Source organism: Pseudomonas pharyngis (genome assembly GCF_021602345.1).
GTDB classification, from domain to species: Bacteria; Pseudomonadota; Gammaproteobacteria; order Pseudomonadales; family Pseudomonadaceae; genus Aquipseudomonas; species Aquipseudomonas pharyngis.
On sequence record NZ_BQID01000011.1, the window covers coordinates 82,741 to 99,106 of the forward strand.

Annotated in this window: 16 protein-coding genes; 7 read left to right on the forward strand and 9 right to left on the reverse strand. The window is 62.2% G+C overall.

The annotated features are described in order from the left end of the window. Positions 1-144 precede the first annotated feature (144 nt). Positions 145-1,593, reverse strand: a complete 1,449-nt coding sequence (locus tag L6D74_RS21845) for an aldehyde dehydrogenase family protein (protein WP_236190340.1) — start codon at positions 1,591-1,593, stop codon at positions 145-147. After that, entirely contained in the window at positions 1,593-3,230 is a 1,638-nt protein-coding gene (locus L6D74_RS21850) for a 5-guanidino-2-oxopentanoate decarboxylase (protein WP_236190341.1), read from the reverse strand. The genes L6D74_RS21845 and L6D74_RS21850 overlap by 1 nt, the downstream gene beginning before the upstream one ends. Before the next feature lie 139 nt (positions 3,231-3,369). Between L6D74_RS21850 and L6D74_RS21855 the strand changes: the two genes are divergently transcribed. Continuing rightward, positions 3,370-4,248, forward strand: coding sequence for a LysR substrate-binding domain-containing protein (locus tag L6D74_RS21855; protein ID WP_236190342.1), 879 nt, complete (start codon positions 3,370-3,372; stop codon positions 4,246-4,248). A 244-nt stretch (positions 4,249-4,492) separates the two neighbouring features. On the opposite strand, the gene L6D74_RS21860 is transcribed toward L6D74_RS21855, so the two are convergent. Both L6D74_RS21860 and L6D74_RS21865 read right to left on the reverse strand, forming a co-directional pair. Continuing rightward, complete coding sequence (locus L6D74_RS21860; protein WP_236190343.1) at positions 4,493-5,107, reverse strand: NAD(P)-dependent oxidoreductase; 615 nt, start codon at positions 5,105-5,107, stop codon at positions 4,493-4,495. Positions 5,108-5,153: 46 nt separating this feature from the next. Continuing rightward, positions 5,154-6,032 (reverse strand): MBL fold metallo-hydrolase, encoded by an 879-nt coding sequence (locus L6D74_RS21865; protein WP_236190344.1) that lies wholly within the window; start codon positions 6,030-6,032, stop codon positions 5,154-5,156. Between the two features lie 115 nt (positions 6,033-6,147). On the opposite strand from L6D74_RS21865, the gene L6D74_RS21870 reads away from it, so the two are divergent. Then, the gene (locus L6D74_RS21870) at positions 6,148-7,053 is read left to right on the forward strand and encodes a LysR family transcriptional regulator (protein WP_236190345.1); all 906 of its coding nucleotides are present in this window, start codon (positions 6,148-6,150) and stop codon (positions 7,051-7,053) included. 86 nt (positions 7,054-7,139) lie between these two features. Further along, positions 7,140-7,316: a hypothetical protein gene (locus L6D74_RS21875; RefSeq protein WP_007953274.1), complete on the forward strand. Its 177-nt coding sequence runs from the start codon at positions 7,140-7,142 to the stop codon at positions 7,314-7,316. Positions 7,317-7,324: 8 nt separating this feature from the next. On the opposite strand, the gene L6D74_RS21880 is transcribed toward L6D74_RS21875, so the two are convergent. Next, on the reverse strand, positions 7,325-8,221 hold the full coding sequence (locus L6D74_RS21880) for a helix-turn-helix domain-containing protein (protein ID WP_085610843.1): 897 nt from the start codon (positions 8,219-8,221) through the stop codon (positions 7,325-7,327). A gap of 187 nt (positions 8,222-8,408) precedes the next feature. On the opposite strand from L6D74_RS21880, the gene pobA reads away from it, so the two are divergent. Both pobA and L6D74_RS21890 read left to right on the forward strand, forming a co-directional pair. Next, positions 8,409-9,593, forward strand: a complete 1,185-nt coding sequence (gene pobA, locus L6D74_RS21885; RefSeq protein ID WP_373874482.1) for a 4-hydroxybenzoate 3-monooxygenase — start codon at positions 8,409-8,411, stop codon at positions 9,591-9,593. A 79-nt stretch (positions 9,594-9,672) separates the two neighbouring features. Next, entirely contained in the window at positions 9,673-11,190 is a 1,518-nt protein-coding gene (locus tag L6D74_RS21890; protein ID WP_064599095.1) for an MDR family MFS transporter, read from the forward strand. A 44-nt stretch (positions 11,191-11,234) separates the two neighbouring features. Here L6D74_RS21890 and L6D74_RS21895 read toward each other — a convergent pair whose 3' ends face one another. From L6D74_RS21895 to L6D74_RS21910, 4 genes are all read right to left on the reverse strand, one after another. Next, on the reverse strand, positions 11,235-12,083 hold the full coding sequence (locus tag L6D74_RS21895; RefSeq protein ID WP_236190346.1) for a cache domain-containing protein: 849 nt from the start codon (positions 12,081-12,083) through the stop codon (positions 11,235-11,237). Between the two features lie 122 nt (positions 12,084-12,205). After that, complete coding sequence (locus tag L6D74_RS21900) at positions 12,206-13,081, reverse strand: ATPase (protein ID WP_236190347.1); 876 nt, start codon at positions 13,079-13,081, stop codon at positions 12,206-12,208. 116 nt (positions 13,082-13,197) lie between these two features. Continuing rightward, the gene (locus L6D74_RS21905; RefSeq protein WP_039765898.1) at positions 13,198-14,190 is read right to left on the reverse strand and encodes an NAD-dependent epimerase/dehydratase family protein; all 993 of its coding nucleotides are present in this window, start codon (positions 14,188-14,190) and stop codon (positions 13,198-13,200) included. A 54-nt stretch (positions 14,191-14,244) separates the two neighbouring features. After that, entirely contained in the window at positions 14,245-15,138 is an 894-nt protein-coding gene (locus tag L6D74_RS21910; protein ID WP_085647266.1) for a LysR family transcriptional regulator ArgP, read from the reverse strand. A 96-nt stretch (positions 15,139-15,234) separates the two neighbouring features. On the opposite strand from L6D74_RS21910, the gene L6D74_RS21915 reads away from it, so the two are divergent. Both L6D74_RS21915 and L6D74_RS21920 read left to right on the forward strand, forming a co-directional pair. Beyond that, positions 15,235-15,636, forward strand: coding sequence for an ACT domain-containing protein (locus L6D74_RS21915; RefSeq protein ID WP_236190349.1), 402 nt, complete (start codon positions 15,235-15,237; stop codon positions 15,634-15,636). 5 nt (positions 15,637-15,641) lie between these two features. After that, the gene (locus L6D74_RS21920) at positions 15,642-16,244 is read left to right on the forward strand and encodes a LysE/ArgO family amino acid transporter (protein WP_236190351.1); all 603 of its coding nucleotides are present in this window, start codon (positions 15,642-15,644) and stop codon (positions 16,242-16,244) included. The last annotated feature ends 122 nt before the right edge of the window (positions 16,245-16,366 follow it).

Consider the following 16,366-nt stretch of genomic DNA (forward strand, 5'->3'; position numbering starts at 1 on the left):
GCGCCCGGTTTCAAAGGGCTTGAGCATGGTCTGCGGGTTCATCCTGAGGTCGTGCAAAACACCTGACTATCGATAAAAACTCATTGGAGCCATGACGCCGGCGCATGCCTCGTTGCGAGGCATGCGCTGACCTTTTTCGGGCATTCAGAGGGCGCGGATCACGTGCTTGATTTCCTGAAATGCCGCCAGGCCCCACGGCCCCAATTCGCGGCCGAGGCTGCTCTGTTTGTAGCCGCCCCACGCGGTCTGCGGGAAGATCACCTGCGGCGCGTTGAGCCACACCAGCCCCGCCTGCAAGGCGTTGGCGACCCGATCCGCGGTCTCGGCATTGCGCGTGACCACGCTGGCCACCAGACCGAACTGGCTGTCGTTGGCCAAGGCAATCGCCTCGGCTTCCGTAGCGAAACTGCGCACGCAGATCACCGGGCCGAAAATCTCTTCACACCACAGCGCACTGTCGAGGGGCACTTCGGTGAAGATTGTCGGCTGCAAGAAATAGCCGCGCGGCAGATCGGCGGGACGATTGCCGCCACAGATCAGCTTTGCCCCGGCACTCAAACCACGGTCGATGTGACCGAGCACCCGTTGGTACTGCACCTGATTGACCAGTGCGCCCATCTCGACGTCAGGATCGAACGGATCGGCGACACGGATTTTTTCCGCGCGGGCCTTCAGAAGAATCAGGAATTCGTCGGCCAGTTCATCGGCGACCAGCACCCGGCTGGTGGCCGAGCACATCTGCCCGGCATTGAAGAAGCCGCCACCGCAGGCAAGCTCCACCGCCAGATCCAGGTCGGCATCCTCAAGAATCAGCAGCGAGGACTTGCCGCCCAGTTCCAGGCTCACGCCCTTCACGGTTTCAGCGGCGCGCTGCATCACCTGCACACCGACGGCGTTGCTGCCGGTGAAGGAAATCTTGGCGATGCGCGGGTCTGCCGACAGCGGCGCACCGACTGCCAGACCGGTGCCGCACACCAGGTTGAACACGCCTTTTGGCAAACCGGATTCGGCGATGATGGTCGCCAGTTCCAACTCCGGCAGCGGCGTGACTTCAGACGGTTTGAGCACCACGCAGCAACCGGCGGCCAGGGCCGGGGCGAGTTTCCACGCGGTGGTGACCATCGGGAAATTCCACGGCACGATCAGCCCGACGACACCGCACGGCTCGCGGCGCAGACGTGCGCTGAAGTCGTCGCTGGGCAGCGGCACGTTGCTGTCCTGTTTCGCATCGAGGCCTTCGGCGAGTTCGGCGTAGTACTCGAAGGTGGCGATCACGTCATCGACATCGATGCCCGCTTCGAACTGCGGTTTGCCGTTGTTGCTCGACTGCAACTTCATCAGATGTTCGCGACCGTTGCGCACGCCATTGGCGATGTTGCGCAGGATCGCGCCGCGCTCGGCGCCGGTGGTTTTCGACCAGCTTTTGAAGGCTTCGGTCGCCGCCGTTACCGCTTGATTGACGGCGCTTTCGTCACCGCCGTTGACCGTGGTCAGCAGTGCTTCGGTGGCCGGGTTGATCACACGCAGGTGTTCGCGCCCGGCGGACCATTGGCCGTTGATGTACAGGCCGTCGAGTGTGGTCGGGAAATTCATCATTGGGCCACCGCCTTCATCCATTGGGTCTGGTCGATCTCGATCAGGGTCGGGCCCTGACGATCGGTGGCGGCGCGCAATGCACTGCGCAGGTGTTCGGCGGAGCTGATCGCCTCGGCCGCGCAACCCAGGGCCTTGGCCACACCGATGAAGTCCGGGGTGTAGATGTCCACGCCCACCGGCTCGATGGCACGGTTGACCATGTATTTCTTGATCTCTTCGTAACCCTGGTTATTCCACAGCAGGATGATCACCGGCGTGCGCGCTTCCACGGCGCTGGCCAGTTCCGGCAGGGTGAATTGCAGACCGCCATCGCCGATCAGGCACACCACCGGCGGACGCGCGCCATGTTCCAGAGAGCCGCCGAGCCATGCGCCAATCGCCGCCGGCAAGGCGTAACCGAGAGTGCCGTAACCGGTGGACGAGTTGAACCAGCGGCGCGGGCGCTCCGGGTTGAAGGTCAGGTTGCCGGTGTACACCGGTTGCGTGGAGTCGCCGACGAACACCGCGTTCGGCAATTCGTGCAGCACGGTTTCGAGGAAACGGGTCTGGGCCAGCATCGGGGCATCCCAGGTTGCGGCCAGGTCTTCACGCAGACGGGCGGCGCGTACCTGGCCCCAATCGTTGCGGCGCTCGGCCAGCGGTTTGTGCGACAGCGCACTGAGCAGCGCTTGTGCCGCGTTGCGCGAGTCGGCCACCAGCGCCACGTGCGGCGGGTAATTGCGCACGGTCTGGTCCGGATCGATATCGACGCGCAGCAACTTGCCGGGGATTTCGAAACCGCCGGCGAAGGTCACGTCGTAGTCGGTTTCCGCCAGTTCGGTGCCAATCGCCAGGACCACGTCGGCATCGGCCACCAAGGCGCGCGTCGCCACGAGGCTCTGAGTCGATCCGATCAACAGCGGGTGGCTGGACGGCAGCATGCCTTTGGCGTTGATGGTCAGGGCCACCGGTGCGTCGAGCAGTTCGGCCAGTTCGGTGAGTTCGGCAGCGGCGTCGATGGCGCCGCCACCGGCGAGGATCAGCGGACGCTGGGCGCCGGCCAGCAGTTCAGTCATGCGGCTCACGGCGGCCGGCGCAGCACCGGCGCGGTCGATGTTGACCGGCACGCTGGTCAGCAGTTCGTCGGCTTCTTCGACCAGCACGTCCAGTGGAATCTCAATGTGCACCGGACGCGGACGCCCGGCCTGGAACAGCGCGAAAGCACGGGCCAGCACGCCCGGCAATTCGGACGCCGACATCAGGGTGTGGGAGAACGCCGCCACGCCGCCGACCAGTGCGCTCTGGTTCGGCAGCTCATGCAGCTTGCCGCGTCCGCCGCCCAGTTGACTGCGCGACTGCACGCTGGAGATCACCAGCATCGGGATCGAATCGGCGTAAGCCTGGCCCATCGCGGTGGTGATGTTGGTCATGCCTGGACCTGTGATGATGAAGCACACACCTGGTTTGCCACTGGTGCGGGCGTAGCCGTCGGCCATGAAGCCGGCGCCCTGTTCATGGCGCGGGGTGACGTGGTTGATGCTCGAACGGGCCAGCCCGCGATACAGCTCCACGGTATGCACACCGGGAATGCCGAACACCTGCTCGACCCCATAATCTTCGAGTAACTTGACCAGTACTTCGCCACACGTCGCCATGTCTTTGCCCTTCTTGTTCGTTGAGGCACCGGGCTTTAAAGGAACCGGTGATTGGCCTCATTGAAACGGGCGACCCGTAGCCGCAACAATCGATAAAAGCTCATACTAGCCATGTCCTCACGTCATACCTTGGATCCACATGAAACGACTGCCTCCCCTGCCCGCCCTGCACACGTTTCTGATCACCGCGCAGTGCTGCAACTTCACCCGGGCCGCCGAGCAGTTGCACATCACCCAGGGTGCGGTGAGCCGACAGATCGCCGGGCTGGAGGAACATCTGGGTTATGAGCTGTTCATTCGCCTGGCCCGGGGCCTGGAGCTGACGGCCGAAGGTCGCGAATGGCTGCCACGGGTGCAGCAAGTGTTCAGCCTGATCGGCGATTCGGTGGAGCAGATCGGCGCCAAACGCGAAACCCTGCAACTCAAGGCGCCGAGCTGCGTGATGCGCTGGTTGTTGCCGCGCCTGCTGCACTGGCAGCGCGAGCGTCCGGACGTGCCGGTGAAGCTCACGGCGTCGCTGCAACACGGGGTGGATTTTCATCGCGAGCAGTTCGACGCGGCGGTGATCTACGGCACCGCGCCACACGACTCTCCTGCGACCCTGCATCTGTTCGATGAACAACTGACGCCGGTCTGCTCACCGACGCTGCTCAACGGCGGACCGGCCCTGCACACACCGGCAGATCTGCAACAGCATCTGCTGCTGCACCCGACTCACACCGATGACGACTGGACACTCTGGCTCAACGCCGCCGAACTGCACCTGAGCAATATCGCCAGCGGTCAGCATTTCGAGACGCTGGATCAGGCGATGTCGATGGCGTCCCATGGGACGGGTGTGGCGATCGGCGACTGGTCACTGATCGGCGACGACTTGAACGCCGGGCGACTGGTGATGCCGTTCGATCTGAAGGTGAAGACGGGACTGGGCTATTACATCGTCGCGCCGGCGTCGGAGCCGTCGGCGAAGTTGCAGGAATTGATGGGGTGGTTGGTTGAGCAGGCTCATACGCGGTGAGGCCCCCCCCCCTCACCCCAGCCCTCTCCCGGAGGGAGAGGGGTCCGATCGTGGGATGCTCGAAAATTACGCCGACCTGAACGTGCTGTACCGAATCCATAATCGACTCGAACTTTCAGGTCGATGAATCACGTCAGACAACTCGGTCGGCTCCCTCTCCCTCCGGGAGAGTGCTGGGCGGGCGGCGTTCCGATGAGGGCCAATTTTCGGATCAGACACAAACCCCGAAAACCACCCAAAACCCTCAATAACCGACGGTAAACCGCTGACGCGAATGCTTCGGTGTTTCCACTTCGTCGATCAGCGCAATCGCGTAGTCGGCAAAGCTGATCGAACTCTGACCGTCATCACTCACCAGCAAGTCATCCTTGCCGACCCGGAACTTACCGGTGCGCTCGCCTTCGACAAACAGCGCCGACGGCGACAGGAATGTCCAGTCCAGTTCCTTCTCCTGACGCAGTGCATCAAGGAACGCCGCACCAGCGCTGGCCTCAGCCTTGTACTCGGCCGGGAAACCGGCGCTGTCGATCACGCGGGTGCCGTCCGGCAGCAACAGCGAACCGGCACCGCCGACCACCAGCAGACGTTTCACCCCGGCCTGTTTCACCGGACCGATCAGCGCGCTGGCCGGCACCGTGGCGAAATGCGCGGCGCTGATCACCACATCCTGACCGGCGACGGCGTCCTGCAACGCCGCAGCGTCCAGCACGTCGACATTCTTGCTGACCACACCGGCACGAGCGCCGATCTTCGAGGTATCCCGAGCGATGGCGGTGACGCTGTGGCCGCGACGCAGGGCTTCTTCCAGCAGTTGGCTGCCGGCACGGCCGGTGGCACCAATGATTGCGATCTTGCTCATGACATTCTCCAGTTGGCTTGAGAGTGCTGCGTTTTTCAGAATCGGATTACCACTGCATTTCGCCCTTGGCGACTTTGGCGCTCAGCTCCAGCGAGCTTTCTTCGCCCAGTGTCGGGTAGCGTTTTTTCATCGCGGCGATCAGCGCGGCAGAGTCCTTGGCCTTGACAGTTTCGGCATCGAACGCCTTGATGTAGTCGGCGGTGAATTTCACGGCCGCCAGCGAACGGGCGCTGTCACCCAGGTAGTGACCGGGCACCACGGTTTTCGGTTTCAGGGTTTCGATCGAGTGCAGGGTTTGCAGCCAGTCGGCATGGGATTGCGCGGTCTGGGTGTCGGCCATCCACACGTGGATGTTCTCGGCGACGACCACACCGCCGACCACCGCTTTCAACGAAGGAATCCACACGAAGCTGCGATCCGGCTGTTTGCCGTCAAGGCCGATCACCTGCAGTTTCTGCCCTTCGAGCATCAGGCTGTCGCCTTTGAGCACGCCCGGTACGATGGTTTTGGCCGGCACGTCGGCGCCCATTTTCGGGCCCCAGAAGGCGAGTTTGCCGTCGACGGTTTGCTTGATGTGATCAACGGTCGGTTGCGAGGCCAGCACCTTGGCATTCGGGAATGCCTTGATCAGGGTGTCGAGACCGAAGTAGTAATCCGGGTCACCGTGGCTGATGTAGATGGTGGTCAATTGCTTGCCGCTGGCGCGGATTTTTTCCACCACTTGCTCGGCCTGGGATTTGCCGAACTGGGCGTCCACCAGAATCGCGTCCTTCTCGCCGCTGACCAGCACCGAAGTCACCGGGAAGATCGCGTGGGTGCCCGGGTTGTAGACATCGAGGGTCAGATTCGCGGCCGCTGCGTGGGCAGCAAAGCCGAGGGTGGCGGTGGCCAGTAAAACGCGCTTGAGGGTGGTGAAGCCGATCATGGGTTGCTCCGCTGTTCGAATGCCGTGCTTGGCGATGGGGACAGAGCTTAGTTGCCAGACTCGTTACAAAAAATGCGATGCTTGGACATAGTTTGTTTCTGAAAGCGGGCAAATCATGGATCGTCTCCAAGCAATGCGGGTGTTTGTCACGGTGGTGGATCTGGGCAGCCAGTCGGCGGCGGCCGATCACCTGGACCTGTCGCGGCCGGTGGTGTCGCGGTATCTGGCGGAACTGGAAGACTGGGTCGGGGCGCGTCTGATGCACCGCACCACGCGCAAGTTGAGCCTGACCGCCGCCGGCAACGAAATCCTGCCGCGCTGCCGGCAGATGCTGGAGCTGTCCGGTGACATGCAGGCCGCCGTCAGCGAACCCGCCGATGCACCAAGGGGGTTGCTGCGGATCAGCGTCAGCACCTCGTTCGGTCAGGCGCAACTGGCCGATGCCATGGCGGTGTTCGTCAAAGCGTATCCGGGAGTGAGCATCGACCTGCAAATGCTCGATCGCACGGTGAACCTGGTGGACGAACGCATCGACCTGGCGATCCGCACCAGCAATGACCTCGACCCCAACCTGATCGCCCGGCGTCTGACGGTCTGCCGTTCGGTGGTCTGCGCCGCACCCGCCTATCTGCGGGAACATCCGCAGCCGCAGCGGGTTGAAGATCTGAGCCGGCACAACTGCCTGACCCATTCCTATTTCGGCAAGAGCCTGTGGCATTTCGAGGAGGATGGCGAACCGGTCTCGGTGCCGGTGCAGGGCAACATCAGCGCCAACGAGGCCAGCACCCTGCTGCGCGCGACCCTGGCCGGCGCCGGCGTGGCGATGCTGCCGACCTATCTGGCCGGGGCACATATTCACAGCGGCGAACTGGTGCGCCTGCTGCCCCACGCCGAGCCCCGGCAGATGAGCATCTATGCCGTGTATGCCTCGCGCAAGCACATGCCGGCAGCGTTGCGCTGCATGCTGGACTTTCTGGTGCAGCGTTTTCCCGAAAACCCGCAGTGGGATATCGGACTGTAAAGCCGTTCACAGAGCCGCTGGCAACTCCACGGCGCTGACCTATGCTGAAAGTAGTACCCAAGGGTATTCGTTCAGAGGTCAACGCCATGAACACCAGAACAAGAAGATACCTCGCGATTTTCATCACCTGCGCGGCCACGCTGGCGCTGTACGGCACCGCGGCATGGCGCGTGGAGCAGTTGCGGCAACTGCCCCGTGAATACGCGAGCTGCAACTTCGAGCGCTGCATCCCTCACAACGCCACCCTCAACGCCCTGCGCTGATAAAGGGCTCAGGCGTCGTCGTTCTGCTCGGCCTTCAAGCGGTCGCGGAACGCCTTTGGCGAGATCCCCACCCGGCGCCGGAACAAGCGCGTGAAGTTGGTCGGATCGGAAAACCCCAACACCTCGGACATCTCGTAAATGGTCATGCTGGTGTACGTCAGCAGACGCTTGGCTTCCAGCAACTGACGCTCGTGCATGATCTGCAACGCCGGCTGCCCCGCCAGTTCACGGCAGGTGCCGTTGAGGTGCGAGACGGAAATCCCCAGCCGATGGGCCAGGTCTTCGACCTTGACGTGCTGGCGGTAGGTTTCTTCCACCAGCTGAATGAACCCGTTGAGGTATTCGCGCTGACGCTGCGGGCGTTGCGTGGCGTTGTGACGGCGGATCGCCTGACGGCTGACCCAGACCATGATCACACTGACCAGCGAATGCATGAGCATTTCACGTGCCGGTTGATGGCCGTTGTACTCGGCCTGCAACGCGGCAAACAGACTGTTGAGGTAATCCGCGTCCTTGCCCGCCGGATAGCTTTCGGCCTGGGCCAGGGCCTGCACCGCGCTGCCCAGTTGCGCCTGCAAATGGTTGATCAACGGAGTGGCGAGGGTGACGACGAATCCTTCGACGTCCTCGGAAAAACGGAATCCATGCACCGATAACGGCGGCAGGATCTGGATCGCGGTTTCGTTCAGTTGCGTGCGTTGGCCTTCGATTTCAAGCTCTGCCTGACCTTTGAATACGAAGAGCAACTGGCACAAATCGGCGTGGCGGTGGGGTTTGATTTCCCATTGGTGTTCGCGGCTGCGTTTGGAAATGGTTTCACAGTGCAGCAAGTCAGGGGTCGGCCAGTCCAGGCTTTCACCGTAGAGCTTGAACACCGGAATCGAAGGCAGGTCAGGCTTGTTCATCACTTCAATCCAGGCCTCGAGGTTTGCGGGCGATAATCGCACCGATTGGCAGAATGTACAGGTATCGGCTCAGTTTTCACCTTCAATTGACAGACCCGCAAGGGAAAAATGCAAGCACTCGAATCCTGAAACTCATTCACCGGCCGTTGTCGCGTGAAGCTTGCGAGTCATAAAAACAATGAAAACGCTGAAAACCCAAGTCGCCATCATCGGCGCCGGTCCGTCCGGATTACTGCTCGGCCAACTGCTGCACAACGCCGGCATCGACACCCTGATTCTGGAGCGCCAGACACCTGACTACGTGCTCGGCCGAATCCGCGCCGGCGTGCTTGAACAAGGCATGGTAGAGCTGTTGCGCGAGGCTGGCGTGGGTCAGCGGATGGACGCCGAAGGGCTGGTGCACGGCGGGTTCGAACTGGCCCTCGACGGGCGCCGGATCCACATCGACCTGCAAGCCCTGACCGGTGGAAAAACCGTGATGGTCTATGGCCAGACCGAGGTCACTCGCGACCTGATGGCCGCTCGTCGGGAGACCGGAGGGCAGACCATCTACGAAGCCCGCCATGTCGTTCCCTGTGACATGAAAAGCGACGAAGCTTATGTCACCTTCGAAAAGGACGGCGAAACCTGGCGCGTCGATTGTGACTACATCGCCGGTTGCGACGGTTTCCACGGCGTGGCCCGGCAGTCGATTCCCGAGGATTGCCTGAAAGTCTTCGAACGGGTTTATCCGTTTGGCTGGCTGGGGATTCTCGCCGACACGCCACCGATTCACGAGGAACTGGTCTACGCCCGCCACGAGCGCGGCTTCGCCCTGTGCAGCATGCGCTCGGCGACCCGCACCCGTTATTACCTGCAAGTGCCCGCCGAAGAAAACGTCGACGACTGGTCGGATCAGCGTTTCTGGGATGAACTGCGCAAGCGTCTGCCGGAGGATCTGGCGCAGAAACTGGTGACCGGTCCGTCGATTGAAAAGAGCATCGCGCCGCTGCGCAGCTTTGTGGTCGAGCCGATGCAATACGGGCGGATGTTTCTCGTTGGGGACGCGGCGCACATCGTTCCGCCGACCGGCGCCAAGGGGCTGAATCTGGCGGCCAGCGATGTCAGCACGCTGTTCAGGATTTTGCTGAAGGTTTACCGCGAAGGTCGCACTGACTTGCTGGAGAAATACTCGGAAATCTGCCTGCGCCGGGTGTGGAAAGCCGAGCGGTTTTCCTGGTGGATGACTTCGATGCTGCACCGCTTCGACGAGCACGATGATTTCAGCCAGCGGATCTGCGCTTCGGAACTGGACTACTTTGTCAGCTCGGAGGCCGGTCAAAAAACCATTGCAGAAAATTACGTCGGGCTTCCTTATGAGGCTATCGAATAGCTTCCTACCGACTTACACTGGCGAGCACTCACCCGCTCGCCCTGGCACTGCGGGTCAATCACTGCCCGCAGGTTCGCCCGTGACCAATCTCAACCATCCCGAAACGCCCAAACCGGCCATTCGCAGCGTACTGGTCGCGCTGATGATGGCGATCTTTCTCGGCGCGCTCGACCAGACCATCGTCGCCGTTTCCATGCCGGCCATTTCCGCACAGTTCAAGGACGTCAGCCTGCTGGCCTGGGTGATTTCCGGCTACATGGTGGCGATGACCGTGGCGGTGCCGATCTACGGCAAGCTCGGCGATCTGTACGGGCGGCGCAAACTGATGCTGTTCGGCATGGGCCTGTTCACCCTCGCCTCGCTGTTCTGCGGCATGGCCCAGAGCATGGAGCAACTGGTGCTGGCGCGGATTTTCCAGGGCATCGGCGCTGGCGGGATGATTTCGGTGAGTCAGGCGATCATCGGCGACATCGTGCCGCCTCGCGAACGCGGGCGTTATCAGGGCTATTTCTCCAGCATGTATGCGGTGGCCAGCGTTGCCGGCCCGGTGCTCGGCGGCTACATGACCGAGTACCTGTCGTGGCGCTGGGTGTTCCTGATCAACCTGCCGCTGGGCCTCGGCGCGTACTGGGTGGCGCGACGCAACCTGATCGGCCTGCCGATTCCCCAGCGCAAACCGGTCATCGATTATCTCGGCACACTGTTGATGATCATCGGCCTGACCGCTCTGTTGCTGGCGATCACTCAGGTCGGCCAGGGCCATGCGTGGCGCAGCAGCGAAGTGCTCGGTCTCTTCGCTTGCGCGGTGGCGGTACTGGCGGTGTTCGTCTGGCACGAGCGGCGCGCCCGGGAGCCGTTGTTGCCGATGCACCTGTTCACCAACCGCAGCGCCCTGCTGTGCTGGTGCACGATTTTCTTTTGCAGCTTCCAGGCGATTTCCCTGATCGTGCTGATGCCGCTGCGCTTCCAGAGCGTGACCGGTGCTGGGGCGGACAGCGCTGCATTGCACTTGCTGCCGCTGGCGATGGGATTACCGATCGGCGCGTATTTCGCCGGACGCCGCACTTCGATCACCGGACGCTATAAACCGCAGATTCTGAGCGGCGCGCTGCTGATGCCGATCTCGATCCTTGGCATGGCCTTCAGCCCGCCCGATGCCACGCTGCTCAGCAGCCTGTTCATGCTGCTCAGCGGGATCGCCGGTGGCATGCAGTTTCCGACTTCGCTGGTCGGTACGCAGAACTCGGTGGAGCAAAAGGATATTGGCGTCGCCACCAGCACCACCAACCTGTTCCGCTCACTGGGCGGCGCGGTGGGCGTGGCGTTGATGTCGGCGCTGTTGCTGGCGTTGTTGCAGGACTCCAGTTTCGCCCACCTGGCCGGCAGCTCGCTGATGAGCGAAGGGCATTCCGGCAACGTGCTGCTCGACGGCCTGAACGCGGCGCCCGGCGATGCGCAGAATGCCTTGCGTGCCGAACTGCTGGTGACGTTCCGCCATTTGCTGATGGTCAGCGCGGCGGTGTCGCTGCTCGGGCTGGCGGCGGCGATTGCGATGCCGAACCGGTTGCTGCGGGGCCGTGAGCACGGCGCCCGCTGATTGATGCCGATCGCTCCCACGCGCGGCATGGGAGCTTTCAGCAATCAAGCACTGTAATAACCGACCGCCACCAGCATGTTCCCGACCTTTTTCAGGTAGGCATGCTTGTTCTCGACCTTGCCGGTCACCGGATTTTTCCAGCGGTACTCGTACTCGCCCTCATCTTGCTTGCCGATCAGCGCCAGAATCGGTTCGCCCACCGGTTTGCCCTCCGGGTCGTCGACCTTGGCGAAATCGGTGTTGATCAGCCGCAGGTTGGTGCCATGGGCGACGTAGCGGTGGTTGTCGAGATTGACCACGAACACATACAGGTCGTCCTGCAGGTAACCGCCCTTGAGTGAGTTGATCGCGGACAGCGTGCCCTTCTCGTCTTTAGTCAGGTCAGTGGCGGCCTTGTCGAGCAACGCTTTCGCCTGCTCCGCCGACGCGCGCGGCAGGTAATAACCCACCGCCAGAATCCGCTGACCGACGCGTTGATAGTAAACGTGCTTGCGCTCGACCTTGCCGTCGGACCAGTTCTGCCAGCGGTATTCGGCCTGCTGGATGCCGTTGCCTTCCGGCACTTTCAAGGCGTCCTTGAAGGACTTCTGCAAGTCCGGCCCGAGGACTTCGCTGACGTCGCGCCCGATCAACGCCGATGACGGCCCACCGCTGGCGAGCATCACGCCCTTGGTATCGACCACGAACACATAGCGATCCTTGTCGACGAATTCGCCCTGACGGCTGAACGCCGCAAACGCCTTGTCGCCGTTGTCGTGGTAATAGGCCAGAGCCTTTTCCAGCAAGGCGATGGCAGCCTTGCTGTCGACTTTTTCAGTGGTGGCCGCGTTGGCCTGACCGAAACTCAACAGCAGTACCGCACCGAGCCAGGCCAGCTTGTGCACAAACCCCATGACGCATCCCTCGTTCTTGTTGGTGTTTCAAGAGCGTAGACGGCCTGAAGGCATGTATGGATATTCAGAACGCTTCTGAATGTTGCTGTGGCGAGGGCGCGCGCCCTCGCCACACAAGAGGCTTACGGACGCGCGTTGAGTTGCTGTTGCAGGTTCTGGATCTGCGCTTGCAGGGTGTTGATGTTGCGGGTCATCTGCGCTCGGAACGCGTCGAACTCGGCGGTGTTGGTGCCACCCTGCGCAGCGGCCGGGCGGTTGTCCTGCTCGCTCTTGAGGATGACGATTTCCTGCTCCAGACGATCGATAGCGGCGCTCGGATTGCCTTGTTTTTTCAGAGCCGTGATGTCGGCACCGAGGCTCTTGAACTGCGCATCGAAGCCCTTCACCTGGGCATCGAAGCTCTTGAGCTGGGCGTCGACCTTGCTGGTATCGGCCGGGGTGCTTTTCAGCGTTGCCAGTTCGGCGCTCAGGGCTTTGACCTGGGCTTGCAACTGGGTGTTGGCGTTCTGCTGTTCGGTGGTCTGGGCGGTCATCTGCGCCAGGCGCTTGTCCAGATCCGTCGCCTGCCCGGCCACGCCTTGTTGCTGTTTGCTCTGATCCTGAAGCGCACTTTGCAGCTGTTTGATCTGCAGCTTCAGGGCTTCGCTGTCGGTGGTGACGTTGGTCTGGCTGGCCACGACCTTGCCGGAAATGTCCTGCAGGCGCCCCGCCGCTTCCTCACTGATGCGCGCGAAACTTTCCTGGGTCGCCACCAGTTGCTGCTCCATCAGCGAAATCTGCTGGAAGCTCCACCAGGCCAGACCAATGAATGCGAAGAACAGCGCGCCAACCAGTGCCCATAACGGCCCGGTGCTGGCAGTCTTGACCTTGACCACGGGTGGCGTGCGCGAATGCACGGTGGTGCGGGCGGTGACCGGAAAATCGTCGTCATCGAGGGTATCGGCGCGCAGGCTCGGTACATCGTCGAAATCGTCGTGGGCATCGTTACGCATGGACATTGAGGCAACCTTTGTGAAACGCGGTGATGACAGATTGGCGCGAAGTATAAACCCCGCGGCCGCTGGGGTTGACCCTCAAGCCGTGACGCGGTTCAGTGCCGGCCGGCAGATTCGTATCAACGAATGTCCTGAGCCTTCCACCAGCCACAGAACTCATCGAGGGCCGTCCACAGACTGACTTTCGGATCGTAGTCCAGATAATGCCGGGCGCGACTGATGTCGAGGGTGAAATTTTTGTTCATCACCTGCATGCCCAGACGCGACAGGGTCGGCTCGGGACGCCCGGGCCAGAGCTTGCACACACCTTCGTTGAGCGCCGCCACGCTGTAGGCCAGACCGTAGGAACGGTACTTGGTGACCTGTGGGACTTCCATCTTGCGCATCACGTAATTGACCACATCCCACAGCGGCACCGGGGCGCCGTTGCTGATGTTGTAGGCCTTGCCCAGCGCGGAAGCGTCGGCCAGCAGACTGCTGAGCAACGCCTCGTTGAGGTTGTGCACGCTGGTGAAATCGACCTTGTTCAGACCGTTGCCGATGATTGCCAGACGCCCCTTGCGCTGCATGTTCAGCAAGCGCGGGAAGATGCTCATGTCACCGGCGCCAGTGACGAAACGCGGGCGCAGGGCGAGGGTTTCGAGGCCGAATTCCTGGGCGCCGAAGACCTTTTGCTCGGCCAGGTATTTGGTCGCCGCATAGTGATGCTTGAAGCGCTTGGGCACTTGCTCTTCGGTCAGGCCGAGATGATCGCGACCGTCAAAGTAGATCGAGGGCGACGACAGATGCACCAGCCGCCGAACCCGTTGCTTCAGGCAGGCCTCGACCACGTTTTCGGTGACCTGCACATTGCCCTGATGGAAGTCCTGATAACGGCCCCACAGGCCGACCGCGCCGGCGCAATGCACCACGGCTTCGACGTCATTGCACAGTTCACGCACCAGATCCGGATCACTCAAATCGCCTTGAACGAACTCGGCACCGCGACGCACCAGATGCTCGACACCCTCGGCCCGGCGACCGTTGACCCGCACGTCCAGGCCCTGCTCCAGGGCGAAACGCGCAAAGCGTCCGCCAATGAAGCCGCTTGCGCCGGTGACCAGAATTTTCATGTAGAGCTCCGCTGTCTTTCGTTTTGCCTGATTCGTGAGTCTTGACGCTGGCCGTCAGTCCAACGGCACCAGCCATTGCGCCGACGAGCGCACCAATTGTTCGGTCAACAGCCCGAGCAACTGACCGCCATTGCGCCAATGATGCCAGTACAAGGGCACGTCGATCGGTTTATCTGGCAACAGTTCGCGCAGCACGCCGCGCTCCAACTGCTCGCGGACCTGTAATTCCGGCACCAGGCCCCAGCCGAGCCCGGCTTCGGTCAAGCGGAGGAAACCTTCGGACGACGGGCACAGGTGATGTTCGAAACCGCCATCGACGCCGAGGGACGCGAGGTATCGATGCTGGAGAAAATCGTCAGGGCCGAACACCAGCGCCGGGGTGCGCGGTAATTGTTCTGCCCGTACGCCGTCGGGGAAATGCCGCTCGATGAACGCCGGGCTGGCCAGCGCTCGATAGCGCATCGCCCCGAGCAACACGCTGCGTGCCCCCGCCACCGGCCGCTCGCTGGCGCACAGGCAACCGGCCACTTCACCGGCGCGCATGCGTTTGAGGCCGACAGTCTGATCTTCGACAATCAGATCCAGCAATAGATGTTGTTCGGCGCAGAAGTCGCCCACCGCCTCGGCCCACCAGGTGGCGAGACTGTCGGCATTCAGGGCGATACGCAGGCGCTCCGGCAGGCCCTCTTCGTCCAGCGCAGGCACCAGCGTCTGCAAATCCCGTTCGAGCAGGCGCACCTGCTGCACATGGTTGAGCAGGCGCCGGCCAATTTCGGTAGGCGACGGCGGCGTGCCACGCACCAGAACCGGCTGGCCGACCCGCGCTTCCAGCAGTTTGATCCGCTGGGAGATCGCCGATTGCGAAAGACCCAGCACCTGCGCCGCCCGTTCGAATCCGGCCTGCTCGACCACGGCGGCCAGAGCGGAAAGCAATTTGTAGTCGAACATCAGTTTTCCTAATGAGCGATCAGCACTATTGGTTTTTCTTATACCGCGTCAACCGGGAGAATAGCCAGCAAGCACTCTTTATCAAGGATCACCCCCATGGCTGGCGAAACCTCGTTGACCACCCTGCTGCGCAGCATGAGCCCGCAGCTCAATGCCGGCGAATTCGTGTTCTGCACCTTGTCCGACGGCGAGTTGCCGAGCGGCCTGGAAGTCGTAGGCAGTTTCCGTGAACAGGAAGGCCTGACGGTGATTCTCGAACGCTCCCACGCCGAGCGCGCCGGTTTCCACTTCGACTACGTCGCGGCCTGGATCACGCTGAACGTGCATTCGGCACTGGAAGCCGTCGGCCTGACCGCCGCCTTCGCCACCGCACTCGGCAAGGCCGGGATCAGCTGCAACGTGATTGCCGGCTACTACCACGACCATTTGTTCGTCGGTCAGGCCGAAGCCGAACGTGCCATGCAAGTGCTGCGCGATCTCGCAGCCAACGCGGAGTAATCGTCATGTGGCAAAGCTATACCAACGGTTTGCTGGTGGCGTTCGGGCTGATCATGGCGATCGGCACGCAAAATGCCTTTGTCCTGGCCCAGAGCCTGCGGCGTGAACATCACCTGCCGGTCGCTGCATTGTGCGTCGCCTGCGATGCGTTGCTGGTGGCGGCGGGTGTGTTCGGCCTGGCCACGGTGCTGGCGCAGAACCCGACATTGCTGGCGGTCGCCCGCTGGGGCGGCGCGGTGTTCCTGATCTGGTACGGCAGCCAGGCGTTGCGCAGGGTGTTTTCGAAACAGAGCCTGCAACAGGGTGAAAACCAGACCGTGCGTTCGCTGCGGGCGGTGATGCTCAGCGCACTGGCGGTGACCCTGCTCAACCCGCACGTCTATCTCGACACCGTCTTGCTGATCGGTTCTCTCGGCGCACAACAGTCGGTGCCCGGCGCCTATGTCGTGGGCGCGGCGAGCGCTTCGCTGCTGTGGTTCTTCACCCTGGCGTTCGGCGCGGCATGGCTCGCCCCGTGGCTGGCACGGCCGAGTACGTGGCGGATTCTCGATCTGTTGGTGGCGGTGATGATGTTCACCGTGGCAGGGCAATTGATATTGGCTTCCTGAATTATTCCAAAAGGCTAAGGGGATGCCCTCGCTAAATGACGGTCGCGCCGCCCCCCGTAAAGCGCAAGACTAGGCGTGAGGAGCGCGGTTTGGTGGTCCAAATGAGCGACGAACAACGACGG